The following is a 14131-nucleotide window of genomic DNA, read 5'->3' as shown; positions in this document are numbered from 1 at the left end:
GGTGGCTTGTGCGGGTCGTGCGGGTCGTGCGGGTCGTGCGGGGTGGTGTGGCGCGGGCCGTGTGGGAACGTTCCCGCGCCGAGGTTGAGTGTGGCGCTGCCGGGTGAACGCCGGGTGCCGCGGGCGTCGCCGCCGGGTGAACTCCGGGGGCCGCGGTCGGCGCAGCGCCTGCTCTGGTGCGAGGTTCCGTACTCCGTGCCCGTCGCACGACCCCGCACCGAAGACGGAACCTCGCACCGTTCGCGCCGGCCCTCGCACCGTGCGAGGTCACCGCGACATCGGCACCCGCGCGTTCCGGAGCTTCGCGCGGAACGTGGACTCGTCCCACACGTCCTTCCAGCCGTACCGGATCACACCGCGCACCTCGGGGAAGGACCGCAACCGGTCCTCGCGGTACTTCTCCGCGATGACGACGTCCTCCGCCGACCGCCCTCCGCGAAGCCGGGGATCGCGGTACTTCACCTCACCGTCGAACTCGATCACCACGCCGTGGTCCGGAAGCCAGAAGTCCACGACGATGTCCGGCTCGCCGAACGTGGTGAAGCGTTGTTGCAGCACCGGAGTGGGTGCGCCGTACTCGTCCAGACGGACCCGGACCAGAGATTCCCCGACCGAGTCGGCGGCAGCGTCCGCGAAACCGACGGACTGCGCGGCACGGCGCCGGCCCTTCCGGCCCCGCCGCGCGACCCCGTCCAGGACGGCGTCGCGGTCAGCGCCGAGGGCGAGGAGTCGGTCGAGGGCGACCACTGCTTCGGTCATCGGCAACGTCATGGCGAGATCCACGGCGGTCCGGTCGAAGTCCGTCAGGGTCAAGTCGTCCGCGCGGAACCGCCACGTACCCGCCATCGACGGGTCGAAGTCGGCGTGCACGATGAACGTCGCGTTGGTCGTCCGCGCATCACGACCAGGTCTGATCAGGTGGACTCGCTCCGGCCAACGGCCCACGTGCGGCACGCCGATGACCGCTGCCGCCGAGAGGTGCGACACGACGAAGCGTGGTCGGATCCTGTCGACGAGCGATCGCACGAGCACGTGGTGCCGCTGCTCGGGGCGGAGGCCCTTCCACCGCTCGGCGTCGGCGTACCGGCCGTGCGCGATGCGGACCAGTTCCCCGGCTCGCGCTCGGACGCGGATCGCCGCAGCCTCGTCCGGCCGTGACTCGTGCGCGACGAGGACCTTGCAGTCGGGGACGGCGGGGAAACGTTGCGGAGCAGCCATGCACGGATGGTGACGCTTGTCTCGCACGGTGCGAGGACCGCGGGATCAAACTGTGGACAGCCGCGCCCGTCCACAGTCGCGAGCGGGCAGATCAACAGCTGCGAGACTGTCCCGGTGAACACACGCACCTGGGGTTGGCTCGCAGCCGTCATCGACGTCGTCCTCATCGTCGTCTTCGCGCTCATCGGCCGTTCCTCCCACGGCGAGGGCAACACCGCACTGGGGATCTGGACCACCGTCTACCCGTTCCTGGCGGGCTGGGCGATCGGGTACGTGACGAGTGGAGCCTGGGCCCGCCCGCTGCGCTTCTGGCCGACCGGCGTCGTCGTCTGGATCCTCACGGTGTTCGTCGGCATGGCGATCCGCGTCGCCACGGGTCAGGGCGACGTCGACGGCAACCCGCTGCCGATCTCCTTCGTCATCGTCGCCACCGTCGTGCTCGGGGTGTTCCTGCTCGGTTGGCGCGCGATCGCCCGCGGGGTGCTGCGCTTCACCGCGTCGCGGTCCCGGCAGGACGCCGCCGCGACCGAGGCGTGAACGGCAGCCGCGTGAACGGTGGCCGCGGGTCCCAGCCGACCATCCTCGACGTCGCCGCACGAGCAGGCGTCTCGAAGTCGGCGGTGAGCCGTGTCCTGTCCGGCACCGGACGGTTCTCCGACGAGACCCGTGAGCGGGTCGAGCGCGCCGCAGCCGAGCTCGGGTACGTCGCCAACGCCATGGCACGCGGGCTCGTCAGCGGTCGGACGCACACCATCGGGATGCTCGTCCGCGATGCGTCGTCGATGGTCTACACCGCACTGCACGCCGTGATGGAGCGCCGCGCGTCCGAGCTGGGCTACCGCGTCGTCACCACCACGGGTGTCGGCCGTGTCGAGGACGAGAAGTCCGCACTCGCCGCACTCGTGTCGATGCGGGTGGACGGCCTCGTGGTCTGCAGCGGCTTGATGCCGTCGGCCGACATCGCCGAGTTCGCCCCGCGGATCGCCACCGTGGTCGCCGGTCGGCCCGAACTCCACCCGGCACTGTCCAGCGTGTACTGCGACGAGGTGGACGGTGGCGCGACCATCGCCGACACCGTCGCCGACGCCGGCCACAGCACGGTCGCCGTACTCACCGTCCCACTCGACAACGCGATCACGCAGCACGCCCGCTCGACGGCGATGGTCGAACGGCTCCGAGCGCGTGGTGTCCGGGTCATCGACATCGACGCCAGCTTCGTGCGGCCGCTCGACGACCTCGCCGCTGACCTGGTCGACGCGATGCACGAGTCGGACGTGACCGCGGTGATGTGCCCGACGGACCGGCTCATGCTCGACGTGTGCGAGGCGCTCGCCCGCCGCGGTGTCCGGGTCCCGCACGATCTGTCGGTCACCGGGTTCGACGGCGTGTACCCCCTCGCGAGCGACTGGATCGGGTTCACGACACTCGAGCAGCCGATCGAACGCATCGGCCGCGAGGCGATCGACCTCGTCATCGGCCGGATCGACGACCCGACGCGTGCCGTCGAGCACCGCTCGCTCCGGGGCACGGTCGTGCCCGGTCGCACGCTGCTCCCCCGCTGACCTCGCCGACCTCGCCGACCTCGCCGACCTCGCACCGTGCGAGGAGCATGCGCGAACGGTGCGAGGTTCCGTACTCGGTGCACCATGCTGCGCCTCGCACGGACGCCGGAACCTCGCACCAGACGCACGACGCACAGCCCTCAGAACAGCCCGCTGCGCGGCCCCTCGTCCGGACCGTCGAACCCGCGGAACATGTCGGACACGAGCGCCTCGATCTGCGGTTCGACCAGGCGCTCCACCGCCTCGGCGATGCGCGGCCGGTGCTCGATGAGCGCCAGGCACACCGCCGTCCCGGTCGAGCGAGCGCACTCGTCGGACAGCTCGATCTCGTGCCGGAGCGCCGCCTTCGCCTCGTCCGACAGCGGCTCCCGCGGTGCCTGCTCCCCCGCGCCCGTCCCCGCCAGCTCCCCGAGCGTGAAGAGGAACGGCGAACCCGGCGAGGGCTCGGGATCGACGTCGAGGCCCTGGAACTCGGGCGACAGCCCCTCGGCCGGCTGGTACCCGGCGTGCCGCTTCCGCGCCGCGGCCCGCTCGAGCTCCCGCTGCAGCAGCGGCAGGTTCTTGGCGGTGTAGTCGTCGACGGCGTCCTCGACGATGGTCGAGATCCGGCCGATCAGCGCGTGCTGGACGGCGTGCGGGACGTCCTGCCCGAAGCCGGCGGCACTCGCGATCGGGGATCCGGTGCACTTCCGGCAGATGCGGGTGCGCGGGCGTGCGGTGCCGATCTGCCAGCGCGGCAGCCAGCGCAGCCAGACGTCGACAGCGCTGCGCACGCGTCCGTCGATGCCGTCCATGCCCCAACGATACGGAGCGGAGGCGCGGATCACCCGCTCATTCCGCGCGCCTGCCCAGAACGGCCGGTTTCTCAGGCCTTGGGTTCCGTCACGAAGTCGATGAGCTCCTCGACACGGCCGAGCAGCTGCGGCTCGAGGTCGGCGAAGGTGCGCACCTGCCCGAGGATCCGCTGCCACGCCCGCGCGATGTCGGCCTGCTCGGCGTTCGGCCACCCGAGCGCCTGGCAGATCCCCTTCTTCCACTCGATCGACCGCGGGATCGTCGGCCAGGACTGCAGTCCGACGCGGGCGGGCTTCACGGACTGCCAGACGTCGACGAACGGGTGCCCGACGACGAGGACGTGCGCGCCCCACTTGCCGCGCATGACGGCGTCGGCGAAGCGGGACTCCTTCGACCCGGGCACCAGGTGGTCGACGAGCACGCCGACGCGACGGTCACGGGTCGGCTGGAACTCGTCGAGGACGTCAGCGAGGTTGTCGACGCCGGAGAGCTCCTCGACGACGACGCCCTCGACGCGCAGGTCGGTTCCCCAGACCTTCTCGACGAGCTCGGCGTCGTGCTTGCCCTCGACCATGATGCGCGAGGGCAGGGCCACCCGAGCACGCTGCGACTCCACCGCGAACGATCCGGACGCGGTGCGGAGGCGACCACCGTCGGACGTCTGCCGCACGGCGGGCGCTGCCCCGGGCCTCCAGTCCGAATGAACGGAACCCAGCGAACCCGGCGAGCCGGCAGCGGCCGCGGCAGACCGGCCGACCGGCGCCTGCGGGCGGCCCAGCGTGACGAGCTCGCCCTCGAGCAGGAACTGCCCGGTGAAGGGGAAGGAACGGGTGCGGCCCTTCCAGTCCTCGAGCGCGATGTTGCCCGCCTCGAGTCCGACGACGGCACCAGCCCACCCGGAGTCCGGGTCTTCGAGCACCATGTCGCGTTCGAGCGGCACCTGCCGCACCTTCTTCACCCCGCGGGAGCGCCAGTCTCCCGAGAGCACGTCCCCGCCGTACCGGTCGTCGTCCACCCGCACGAGGGTACTGTCGACGTCGGCCCGGACGACGTCGACCGCGCCGACACCCACCATCTCGACGGAAGGCCTCCCGTGCGCGCAGCGATCATCCACGCCCCCAACGACATCCGCGTCGAGGAGCGCGACCGCCCCTCGGTCCTCACCCCGACGGACGTCGTCGTCAAGGTCGTCGCCGCGTGCGTGTGCGGCTCGGACCTGTGGCCCTACCGCGGCGTCACGAAGACGAAGGAGCCCCGGCCGATCGGGCACGAACTCGTCGGCGAGGTCGTCGCCGTCGGCGACGCGGTCACCGACCTGCACGAGGGCGACTTCGTGATCTCCCCCTTCACCATGAACGACGGCACCTGCCAGGCCTGCCGCCACGGGATGACCAGCGGCTGCGACCACCTGTCCGGCTTCGGCGGGAAGGACGCGTACGGCGACCCGGTCGGCGGCGCGCAGGCCGAGTACGTCCGCATCCCGGACGCGTCCGCCACGCTGGTCGCGGTGCCCGGCCCCGTCGACCCGGCGCTCGTGCCGTCACTGCTGACCCTGTCCGACGTCTTCTCCACCGGGCACCACGCCGCGGTGTCGGCGGCGGTCGGTCCGGGCAAGACGGTCGTGGTGGTCGGCGACGGCGCGGTCGGCCTGTCCGCCGTGCTCGCGTCGAAGCGACTCGGCGCCGAGCGCATCATCGCCATGAGCCGGCACGCCGACCGCCAGGCGCTGGCACGCGAGTTCGGCGCAACGGACATCGTGTCCGAACGCGGCGAGGAGGGCGTCGCGGCGATCCGCGAGCTGCTCGGCGGCGACCTGGCCGACTGCGCGGTCGAGGCCGTGGGCACCGAGGAGAGCATGGACCAGGCGCTGCACTCGGTGCGTGCGGGCGGCAACCTCGGCTTCGTCGGGGTCCCGCACGGCGTGCCGACCATCGGGACGCGCTACCTCTTCGACACGAACATCGCCGTCGCGGGCGGGATGGCGCCGGCACGGAAGTACATCCCGGAGCTGCTGCCCGACGTGCTGTCCGGAGCGATCGACCCCGGGCGCGTCTTCGACCTCGAGCTGCCGCTCGACGAGGCCGCCGAGGCGTACCGGGCGATGGACGAGCGCCGGGCGATCAAGGTGCTGCTGCGGCCGTAGGCGCCGGTCGCTCGTCGGCGCCCGGTCGGCGTCCGGCGCGCCTGGGTCGAGGCGGTACGTTTCGCGCAGCAGAACGCGTGTTTCGAATCGGTAAACAAACCTTTCAGTAAAGAAGGTTGTCCGTTACAGTCCTCGACATGACCACACGAGGACGCACCCCCGGCCAGCCCGGTCTGCTGCGCGTCCTGAACGACCGGGCGGCCCTCGAGCTGCTGCTCGACGACGGCCCGCTCACGCGCAACGAGATCGCGCAGCGCACCGGGCTCAGCAAGCCCACCGCGGCCGAGATCATCCGCCGGCTCGAGTCGGCTGCGCTCATCCGCCAGGCCGGCACGGACACCCAGGCCGGGCGTCGCGGGCCGAGCGCCGTCGTGTACGAAGCGATCACCGACCGCGACCTCGGTGTCGCGGTGGACGTCCAGCTCGTCGACGTCCGGTCGACCGTGGTGGACGCCGCCGGCCGCACGTTCCCGGTCGCCACGCACCGGATGTCCGAGGCCGAGGTGCGCTCCCCCGGCGCCGACATCGTCGCCGCAGCGATCTCCCGCGCAGCCGCCGCGGCCAGCGTGGACCCCGAGCTCGTCACCGCCGTCGCCGTGGGCGTGCAGGCGAGTGTCGACCACGCCACCGACACCCTCATCTTCACCGACGGACTACCCGGCTGGCCTCGTGAGCAGGTCAGCGCGACCCTCTCCGCCGAGCTCGGCGTCCACGTCGTCGTCGAGAACGACGCCAACCTCGCTGCCATCGCCGAACGCAACATGGGCGCCGGTCGGGCTCCCGGGTCGTTCGCGCTCTTCTGGATGGCCGAGGGCCTCGGCATGGCCCTCGATCTGCACGGTCACCTGCACACCGGCGCCTCCGGTGCCGCGGGTGAGATCGGCTACCTCAGCGTGCCTGCCGACGCACGCTCCATCGACCCGACGGCCACGATCGTCGCGGACCTCATCTCCGAGTCCGCGATCATCGCCCTGGCCGCCGAGCACGGGATCACGGCACCGGACGGCACCGCAGCCGACTGGCGCCAGGTGCTCCCGCAGCTGCCCGGCCTGCCCGAGCAGCACCCCTTCACCGTCGCCCTCGGCGAGCGCGTCGGGCACAACGTGCTCCCCGCCCTCGCCGTGGCCGATCCCGAGACGGTCGTCCTGCACGGCCCGACCGGGATCGCCGGTGGCCCCGCCCTGGCCGCCGCCGTGACCGCCTGGCTCCGGACCCGCTCGCGCTGGTCCACCGCCGTGGTCGCGCCCGGCGTCCCCGACACCCCCGTCCTGCACGGTGCGCGGCATGTCCTCATCGACGTCGTCCGCACCGCGCTCGCGGACCGGCTCGAGCGCATCAGTGACGATGCCCCGACGCCGGACCCCGTCGAGCGCCCCTGAACGTTCCACCCGCACCACTCGAGGCACCATCACCCAGCCCTGTCACAGGGCTCTTCGTCGCGCCCGGAAACGGGCAGCGCCCGGAAACGGACGGCGACGGAGCGAGACCAGAGAGCGAGTACCGCCTTGTCCCTCCCCGAACCGAACGTCCCGCGCCGCCGGGTGTTCCGCCGCATCGCCACCGCCACGGCCGTCGCCGCCGTCGGCGCCCTCGTCGTCGCCGGCTGCAGCTCCGGCAGCAGCGCCGACTCGATCGAGAAGAGCGCCCCGAAGGAGCTCAAGGGCACCGTGTCCCTGTGGCACTTCTTCACCGGCCGTGAAGCCGGCGTCGTGAAGACCGCCGTCGAGGGCTTCGAGAAGGCCAACCCCGACGTCACCGTCGACATCCACGCCGGTCAGGACGACGAGAAGCTGCAGAAAGCGATCTCGTCCGGCCAGAACATCGACGTGGGCCTGTCGTACTCGACCGCGATCGTCGGCAGCTTCTGCTCCTCGGGTGCCTTCCGCGACCTGTCGCCGTACATCAAGCGCGACAAGGTCGACCTGTCCGACATCCCGAAGGCGGTGCAGTCCTACACGCAGTACAAGGGCACGCGCTGCACCCTGCCGGCCCTCGCCGACGTCAGCGCCCTGATGTACAACAAGCCGCTGCTCGAGAAGGCGGGCATCACGACTCCGCCGAAGACACTGGACGAACTCAAGACCGACGCACTGAAGCTGACGACGTACAACGCCGACGGCTCCATCAAGCAGCTCGGCTTCAACCCCCTCATCGACTTCTACGAGAACTCCCCCGAGCACTGGGCGCCGATGGTCGACGGCTCGTGGCTCGACAAGGACGGCAACAGCGTGATCGGCACGTCCGACGCGTGGAAGAAGCTCATCACCTGGCAGAAGGGCTTCGTCGACGAGATCGGCTACGACAAGCTCAAGGCCTTCACGTCCGGCCTCGGGCAGGAGTTCGCGGCCGACAACGCGTTCCAGACCGGTCAGGTCGCGATGCAGATCGACGGCGAGTACCGCACGGCGTTCCTCAAGGACCAGAAGCCGGACCTCGACTACGGCACGTCCCCGACCCCGGTGATGGACGGCCTCGGCAACTACGGCTCGACCTACATCGCGGGCAACGTCGCGGGCATCGCGAAGGGGTCCAAGAACCCCGAGCTGTCGTGGGCGCTCCTGAAGTACCTGTCCACCAACACCGACGCGCAGGTCACGATGGGCAACGGTCTGAAGAACATCCCGACGCTCACCTCGGCGCTGGAGTCCCCCGACCTCGAGGTCGACGAGAACTACAAGACCTTCGTCGACGTCGCGGGCAACAACGACACCATGACCTCGCCGGGCACCGCGGACGGTGCCGCCTACATCGGCACCTTCACGAAGTTCTGGCAGGCCTACCAGCAGAACGGCGGCGACCTCGACGCGAAGCTGAAGAAGCTGGACTCCGACATCGACAACGCGAACCAGCTGGCTGGTCCGTGATGAGCCTCACCACCAAGACGACCGGCCGGGAGGCGCGGCTCGCCCGCGCCGCCCGGCCCACGGGCCCGACGGGGTCCGGTCCGGTGCCCCCGACGGCTCCGCGACGTCGGCCCCGCTCCGCAGAGTCCCGGCGCCGCCTCGTCGCCCTGACGATGCTCGCGCCGGCCCTGGCGGGCCTGGTGATCTTCTTCGCCTACCCGCTCGTCGCGTCGATCTTCTACTCGTTCACGCGCTACAACCAGCTGCAGGAGCCCGAGTTCGTCGGGTTCCTGAACTACAAGTTCCTGTTCACCCAGGACCCGCAGATCGGGCCCGCGGTCGTGAACACGTTGTGGTTCGTCGTCATCCTGGTGCCGGTCCGGATCGTGTGCGGACTCCTGGTGGCCGGGCTGCTCAGCCGGGCCAAGACGGCCACCGGGTTCTGGCGGACGCTGTTCTACCTGCCCGCCCTGGTCCCGCCGGTCGCGAGCGTCGTCGCGTTCGTTTTCCTCTTCAACCCGGGCACCGGGCCGGTGAACCAGATCCTCCGGGTCTTCGGCATCGACGGCCCGCTGTGGTTCAACGACCCGGCGTGGTCGAAGCCCTCGCTGGTGATCCTGGGCGTCTGGGTGATGGGCGACATCATGATCATCTTCCTGGCCTCACTGCTCGACGTGCCGCGCGACCTGTACGAAGCCGCGTCGCTCGACGGTGCGAACGGCGTCCAGCAGGTCCGGCACATCACCCTGCCGACGATCGCCCCGGTGATCGGGTTCGCCGCCGTGACGGGGGTGATCGCCGCGCTGCAGTACTTCACCGAGGCGGCCGTCGCCTCGGGCGTCGCGAGCGGCAAGGCCACGATCGGTGGCGGGACCGCCGCCCAGCTCGGCTACCCGGGCACCTCGCTGCTCACGTACACCGAGCTGCTCTACCAGCACGGGTTCGCGAACTTCCAGTTCGGCTACGCGTCCGCCATGGCCGTGGTCCTGTTCGTGATCACCGCCGTGGTGCTCGTCTTCACGATGCGTCGGATCAGTGTGTTCCGGCCGGAGGAGTCCTGATGACCGCTGTGTCCCAGTCCCCGCTCGCCCGGGCGCCCCGGGGTTCCGCTCCCCGCGCCGGCAGGCCGCGCGGTCGCACGCTCGTGTGGATCGCCGAGCACGCCGCCTTGGTGGCCCTCGGCGTCCTGACCATCGCCCCGATCGTGTTCGTGGTCCTGACCTCGCTGATGTCGAGCAACCAGGCCCTCACGGCGTCGATCGTGCCCCGGCCGTTCGACTTCTCGAACTACGCGCGGGTGTTCACCGAGCTGCCGCTCACGCAGTGGTTCGGCAACTCGTCGATGTACGCCGTCCTCGCCACCGCGTTCATGCTCCTCAGCTCGGTGCCGGCGGCCTACGCGCTCGCCCAGATCAAGTTCAGGGGCGCGAACCTGATCTTCACGGTGATCATCGTCGCGATGCTCCTGCCGCCGCAGGTCACCGCGGTGCCGGTCTACGTGATGTGGTCGCACCTGCACCTGACCGGCACCCTGTGGCCGCTCATCCTGCCGAACCTGCTCGGCGACGCGTTCAGCATCTTCCTGCTCCGCCAGTTCTTCATGACCATCCCCAAGGAGTACGGCGACGCCGCCCGCATGGACGGCTGCAGCGAGTGGGGCGTGCTCTGGCGCGTGGTCGTCCCGATGGCCCGCCCGGGCATCGCGTCGGCGGCGATCTTCATGTTCTTCCACTCGTGGAACGACTACTACGGCCCGCTCCTGTACGCGTCCGAGAACCAGGCCGCCTGGCCGGTGGCGTACGGGCTCGCCACGTTCCGCGGGCAGCACGGCACCGACTGGTCGATGACGATGGCGATGACCGTCGTCGTCATGGTCCCCGTCGTCATCATCTTCTTCTTCGCACAGAAGGCATTCGTCGAGGGCATCGCGCTCACCGGCGTGAAGGGATAGCAGCTCCAGTGAAACTCACAGTCGTCGGTGGCGGATCCACCTACACCCCCGAACTCGTGGACGGCTTCGCCCGGCTCCGCGACCAGCTCCCCATCGACGAGCTCTGGCTCGTCGACCCCGACCCGGTGCGCCGCGAACTCGTCGGCGGTGTCGCCAAGCGGATGTTCGCGCACGCCGGCCACCCCGGCACGATCCACGTCACCGACGACGTCGTCGCCGGGGTCACCGACGCCGATGCCGTCATGTTCCAGCTCCGCATCGGCGGGCAGGCCGCACGCCAGCAGGACGAGACGTGGCCGCACGAAGCGTGCTGCATCGGCCAGGAGACCACCGGTCCGGGCGGGTTCGCGAAGGCGCTCCGCACCGTGCCCGTGGTCCTGGAGTACGCCGAACTCGTCCGGAAGCACGCCAAGCCGGACGCCTGGATCGTCGACTTCACCAACCCCGTCGGCATCGTCACCCGCGCCCTGCTCGAAGCCGGACACCGCGCCGTCGGCCTGTGCAACGTCGCGATCGGGTTCCAGCGACGCTTCGCGAAGGAGTTCGGCGTCGCCCCCGACCACGTCCGGCTCGACCACGTCGGCCTGAACCACCTGACGTGGGAGCGCGGCGTGCACGTCACGGGCGCGGACGGCGTCGAGCGCGACGTCATGGCGGACCTGCTCGCCGAGTCGGACGGTGCCCTCGGCCGGACGGCGGAGAGCGTGCACATGCACCCGGACCTCCTCCGCCTGCAGCACGCGATCCCCTCGTACTACCTGCGGTACTTCTACTCGCACGACATCGTGCTGCAGGAGCAGCTGCACGAGCCCACCCGTGCCGAGGCCGTCATGGAGACCGAGCGGGCCCTGCTCGCGAAGTACGCCGACGAGTCCGTCGTGACGAAGCCCGCCGAACTCGAGCAGCGCGGCGGCGCCTACTACTCCGAGGCGGCGATCGACGTGCTGTCCTCGATCCTGGGCGACCGCGGCGACGTGCAGGTCCTCAACGTGCGGAACGACGGCACGTTCCCGTTCCTGCCGGACGACCACGTCATCGAGGTGCCGTCGCGCGTCACCCGCCAGGCGATCACGCCGTTGCCGGTCTCCCCGCTCGACCCGGACATGGTCGGTCTCGTGTCGCACGTCGCCGGGTACGAGCGGCTCGCGCTCGACGCCGCGGTGCACGGTGGCCGCGACCGGGTGCTCCGTGCGATGTGGGCGCACCCGCTCGTGGGGCAGGTGGACAAGGCGGAGCAGCTCACCGACCTGCTCCTGGCCGCGAACGCGGAACACATCCCGTGGGCGCGATCGGAGCAGGTGACGTGGGCGGGCTGAGCCGGACCGGCGAGGCGGGCCCGGCCCGAGCCTCCCGTCCGCCCGCGCCGGTCCCACCGGACGCGACCGACGTCGTGCTCGCCGTCGACGGCGGCGGCAGCAAGACCGACGTCGTCGCGATCGCGCTCGACGGGACCATCGTCGGGCACGCGCGCGGTCCGGGGTCGAACCCGCAGACGCGGGGCTGGGACCTCGCCGGCCCGATCCTCGACGACGTCCGTGCGCGGGTGGTCAGCGAGCTGGGTGACCGCCGCATCCGCACGACGCACGTGTACCTGGCCGGGCTCGACCTGCACGACGAGCTCGTCGCGGCGACCGCGGCCCTCGCGCACTGGGCCGATGACGGCGGCGAACCGCACGTCCTGGACAACGACCTGTTCGCGCTGCTGCGGGCCGGCACCCTGTCCCCCGACGCCGCGGCCGTGGTGTGCGGCACCGGGATCAACGCCCTCGCGGTGCGGGCTGACGGCACGACCGCACGGTTCCCGGCCATCGGGGACGTCTCCGGCGACTGGGGTGGCGGCGCGTGGCTCGGCAACCGGGCGCTCTGGCACGCGGCTCGGGCCGACGACGGTCGCGGCCCGTCGACGGCGTTGGTCGGCGCGGTGCCGGCGGCGGTGGGCCTGCGCAGCGTCCGCGAGGTCACCGAGGCCATCCACTTCGGCCGCTTGGACCAGCGGGTGTTCAACCGGCTCTGCCCGGTGCTGTTCGACGTGGCCGGAGCCGGCGACGCGGTGGCCCGGAGCGTCGTGGAGCGGCAGGCGGAGGAGATCGTCCTGCTCGCCGCGGTCGCACTCGAGCGGTTGGGTCTCGGCGGTTCGGCGGCCGAGCCGGTGCCCGTCGTGCTCGGCGGCGGGGTGCTCGCTGCTCGGCACCCGTTGCTCGTGGACGGTGTCGTCGACGGGCTCGCTGCCCGGGTCCCCGGAGCGGTGCCGACCTGGGTGACCGATCCCCCGGTGCTCGGCGCAGGGCTCGCGGCGCTGGAGTCGGTCGACGCCGACGACGCGGCGCTCGAGCGCTACCGCGACGCCGTGCGGTCCCGGGCCTTCGCGAGCACGACCGCGCTGATCCGCTGACGCGCGCACGGGCGCGCGCGGGCGCGGCGGCGCCCGCCCGCCCGCACGATCCCCTCGCGAAAGCGACAGTCTGCCGCCGAACATTCGCGACAGACTGTCGCTCTCGCGGCACAAACCCTGCGCGGACCGACCGCCGACTCCGGCGGCGGCCCCGCGCGCCTACGCCCGCGCCAGCATCCCGAGCGTGTCGACCACGCGGTTCGAGAAGCCCCACTCGTTGTCGTACCAGGCGACGACCTTCACGTGCCGGCCCTCGTCGACGCGGGTGAGCAGCGAGTCGAAGATGCTCGACTCCGGCCGCCCGGTGATGTCCGTCGACACGAGCGGGTCGACCGTGAACGCCAGGACCCCGGCGAGCGGACCGGCAGCCGCGGCGCGGTAGGCCTCGTTCACCTCGTCCACGGTCACGTCCCGCGACACGACGGTGTTCAGCTCGACGATCGACCCGACGGGCACCGGCACGCGGATGGCGTCACCGGACAGCTTGCCCTCCAGGCGGGGCAGCACCAGCCCGATGGCCTTGGCCGCCCCGGTCGTCGTCGGCACGATGTTCACGCCGGCAGCGCGGGCCCGACGCAGGTCGCGGTGCGGCCCGTCCTGCAGGTTCTGCTCCTGCGTGTACGCGTGCACGGTGGTCATGAACCCGTGCTCGATGCCCGCAAGGTCGTCGAGCACCGATGCCAGGGGTGCGAGCGCGTTGGTCGTGCACGACGCGTTCGAGATCACCGTGTGCACGGCCGGGTCGAACGTGTCCGAGTTCACGCCGTACGCGATGGTGGCGTCCGCTCCGGTGGCCGGCGCACTGATCAGGACCCGTCGGGCGCCTGCGGTCAGGTGGCCGGCTGCCGCGTCGCGTGCGGTGAAGCGTCCGGTGGACTCGAGGACGACCTCGACGCCGAGTTCGGCCCAGGGCAGGTCCGCCGGCGAGGTCGACGCGAGCACGCGGACGCGGCGGCCGTCGATGACGAGCGTGTCGCCGTCGACCTCGACGGTGCCGTCGAACGGACCGAGGGCGGAGTCGTAGCGGAACAGGTGCGCCAGCGTGTCGGGGGCGGTCAGGTCGTTCACGGCGACGACCTCGAGGTCGTCACCGCCCCGTGCGAGCAGTGCGCGGAGCGTGTTGCGGCCGATGCGGCCGAAGCCGTTGATGGCGATGCGGGTCATGTGGAGTTCCTTTCGTTCCGTGGTCCATGCTCACGGGCCGGGAGGCGCGGCTCCAGTGGCAGG

Annotated in this window: 13 protein-coding genes; 9 read left to right on the top strand and 4 right to left on the bottom strand. The window is 71.3% G+C overall.

Features of this window, described 5'->3' with window-relative positions; genetic code table 11:
* Nucleotides 1-267: 267 nt before the first annotated feature.
* Complete coding sequence (locus HQQ88_RS11715) at nucleotides 268-1218, bottom strand: hypothetical protein (protein ID WP_173169529.1); 951 nt, start codon at nucleotides 1216-1218, stop codon at nucleotides 268-270.
* A gap of 114 nt (nucleotides 1219-1332) precedes the next feature.
* Here HQQ88_RS11715 and HQQ88_RS11710 point away from each other — a divergent pair, with 114 nt between their 5' ends.
* Entirely contained in the window at nucleotides 1333-1755 is a 423-nt protein-coding gene (locus HQQ88_RS11710; RefSeq protein ID WP_260215699.1) for a DUF3054 domain-containing protein, read from the top strand.
* Nucleotides 1752-2780: a LacI family DNA-binding transcriptional regulator gene (locus HQQ88_RS11705; protein ID WP_367917012.1), complete on the top strand. Its 1029-nt coding sequence runs from the start codon at nucleotides 1752-1754 to the stop codon at nucleotides 2778-2780. The genes HQQ88_RS11710 and HQQ88_RS11705 overlap by 4 nt, the downstream gene beginning before the upstream one ends.
* A 140-nt stretch (nucleotides 2781-2920) precedes the next feature.
* Here HQQ88_RS11705 and HQQ88_RS11700 read toward each other — a convergent pair whose 3' ends face one another.
* Entirely contained in the window at nucleotides 2921-3574 is a 654-nt protein-coding gene (locus tag HQQ88_RS11700; RefSeq protein ID WP_173169528.1) for a spermidine/putrescine ABC transporter substrate-binding protein, read from the bottom strand.
* 71 nt (nucleotides 3575-3645) lie between these two features.
* The gene (locus HQQ88_RS11695; protein WP_173169527.1) at nucleotides 3646-4590 is read right to left on the bottom strand and encodes a DUF3097 domain-containing protein; all 945 of its coding nucleotides are present in this window, start codon (nucleotides 4588-4590) and stop codon (nucleotides 3646-3648) included.
* A 78-nt stretch (nucleotides 4591-4668) separates the two neighbouring features.
* Between HQQ88_RS11695 and HQQ88_RS11690 the strand changes: the two genes are divergently transcribed.
* The 7 genes from HQQ88_RS11690 to HQQ88_RS11660 all read left to right on the top strand — a co-directional run bounded on the left by HQQ88_RS11690 (nucleotide 4669) and on the right by HQQ88_RS11660 (nucleotide 12904).
* Complete coding sequence (locus tag HQQ88_RS11690) at nucleotides 4669-5718, top strand: alcohol dehydrogenase catalytic domain-containing protein (RefSeq protein WP_132099612.1); 1050 nt, start codon at nucleotides 4669-4671, stop codon at nucleotides 5716-5718.
* A gap of 137 nt (nucleotides 5719-5855) precedes the next feature.
* Entirely contained in the window at nucleotides 5856-7097 is a 1242-nt protein-coding gene (locus HQQ88_RS11685) for an ROK family protein (protein WP_173169526.1), read from the top strand.
* Nucleotides 7098-7223: 126 nt separating this feature from the next.
* Nucleotides 7224-8582: an extracellular solute-binding protein gene (locus HQQ88_RS11680; protein WP_216834632.1), complete on the top strand. Its 1359-nt coding sequence runs from the start codon at nucleotides 7224-7226 to the stop codon at nucleotides 8580-8582.
* On the top strand, nucleotides 8582-9622 hold the full coding sequence (locus tag HQQ88_RS11675; protein ID WP_207913218.1) for a carbohydrate ABC transporter permease: 1041 nt from the start codon (nucleotides 8582-8584) through the stop codon (nucleotides 9620-9622). Before HQQ88_RS11680 ends, HQQ88_RS11675 begins: the two co-directional genes overlap by 1 nt.
* Entirely contained in the window at nucleotides 9622-10512 is an 891-nt protein-coding gene (locus HQQ88_RS11670) for a carbohydrate ABC transporter permease (RefSeq protein ID WP_173169525.1), read from the top strand. Before HQQ88_RS11675 ends, HQQ88_RS11670 begins: the two co-directional genes overlap by 1 nt.
* Before the next feature lie 8 nt (nucleotides 10513-10520).
* Nucleotides 10521-11828 (top strand): 6-phospho-beta-glucosidase, encoded by a 1308-nt coding sequence (locus HQQ88_RS11665; protein WP_123340745.1) that lies wholly within the window; start codon nucleotides 10521-10523, stop codon nucleotides 11826-11828.
* Nucleotides 11816-12904 (top strand): N-acetylglucosamine kinase, encoded by a 1089-nt coding sequence (locus HQQ88_RS11660; protein ID WP_367917011.1) that lies wholly within the window; start codon nucleotides 11816-11818, stop codon nucleotides 12902-12904. Before HQQ88_RS11665 ends, HQQ88_RS11660 begins: the two co-directional genes overlap by 13 nt.
* 159 nt (nucleotides 12905-13063) lie before the next feature.
* Here the strand turns inward: HQQ88_RS11660 and gap are convergent, their stop codons facing one another.
* Nucleotides 13064-14068, bottom strand: a complete 1005-nt coding sequence (gene gap, locus HQQ88_RS11655; protein ID WP_123294060.1) for a type I glyceraldehyde-3-phosphate dehydrogenase — start codon at nucleotides 14066-14068, stop codon at nucleotides 13064-13066.
* Nucleotides 14069-14131: the final 63 nt, after the last annotated feature.

The organism is Curtobacterium sp. VKM Ac-2861 (assembly GCF_013204965.1).
Lineage (GTDB): Bacteria > Actinomycetota > Actinomycetes > Actinomycetales > Microbacteriaceae > Curtobacterium.
Note: the sequence above shows the minus strand (reverse complement) of the source record. Positions and strands in the feature narration are given on the sequence as shown.

What these genes read in the sequence shown, in the direction of transcription:
- HQQ88_RS11685 (WP_173169526.1), top strand. Translation starts at nt 5,856, where the DNA reads ATGACCACACGAGGACGCACCCCCGGCCAGCCCGGTCTGCTGCGCGTC.
- HQQ88_RS11700 (WP_173169528.1), bottom strand. Translation starts at nt 3,574, where the DNA reads ATGGACGGCATCGACGGACGCGTGCGCAGCGCTGTCGACGTCTGGCTG.
- HQQ88_RS11675 (WP_207913218.1), top strand. Translation starts at nt 8,582, where the DNA reads ATGAGCCTCACCACCAAGACGACCGGCCGGGAGGCGCGGCTCGCCCGC.
- HQQ88_RS11715 (WP_173169529.1), bottom strand. Translation starts at nt 1,218, where the DNA reads ATGGCTGCTCCGCAACGTTTCCCCGCCGTCCCCGACTGCAAGGTCCTC.
- gap (WP_123294060.1), bottom strand. Translation starts at nt 14,068, where the DNA reads ATGACCCGCATCGCCATCAACGGCTTCGGCCGCATCGGCCGCAACACG.
- HQQ88_RS11670 (WP_173169525.1), top strand. Translation starts at nt 9,622, where the DNA reads ATGACCGCTGTGTCCCAGTCCCCGCTCGCCCGGGCGCCCCGGGGTTCC.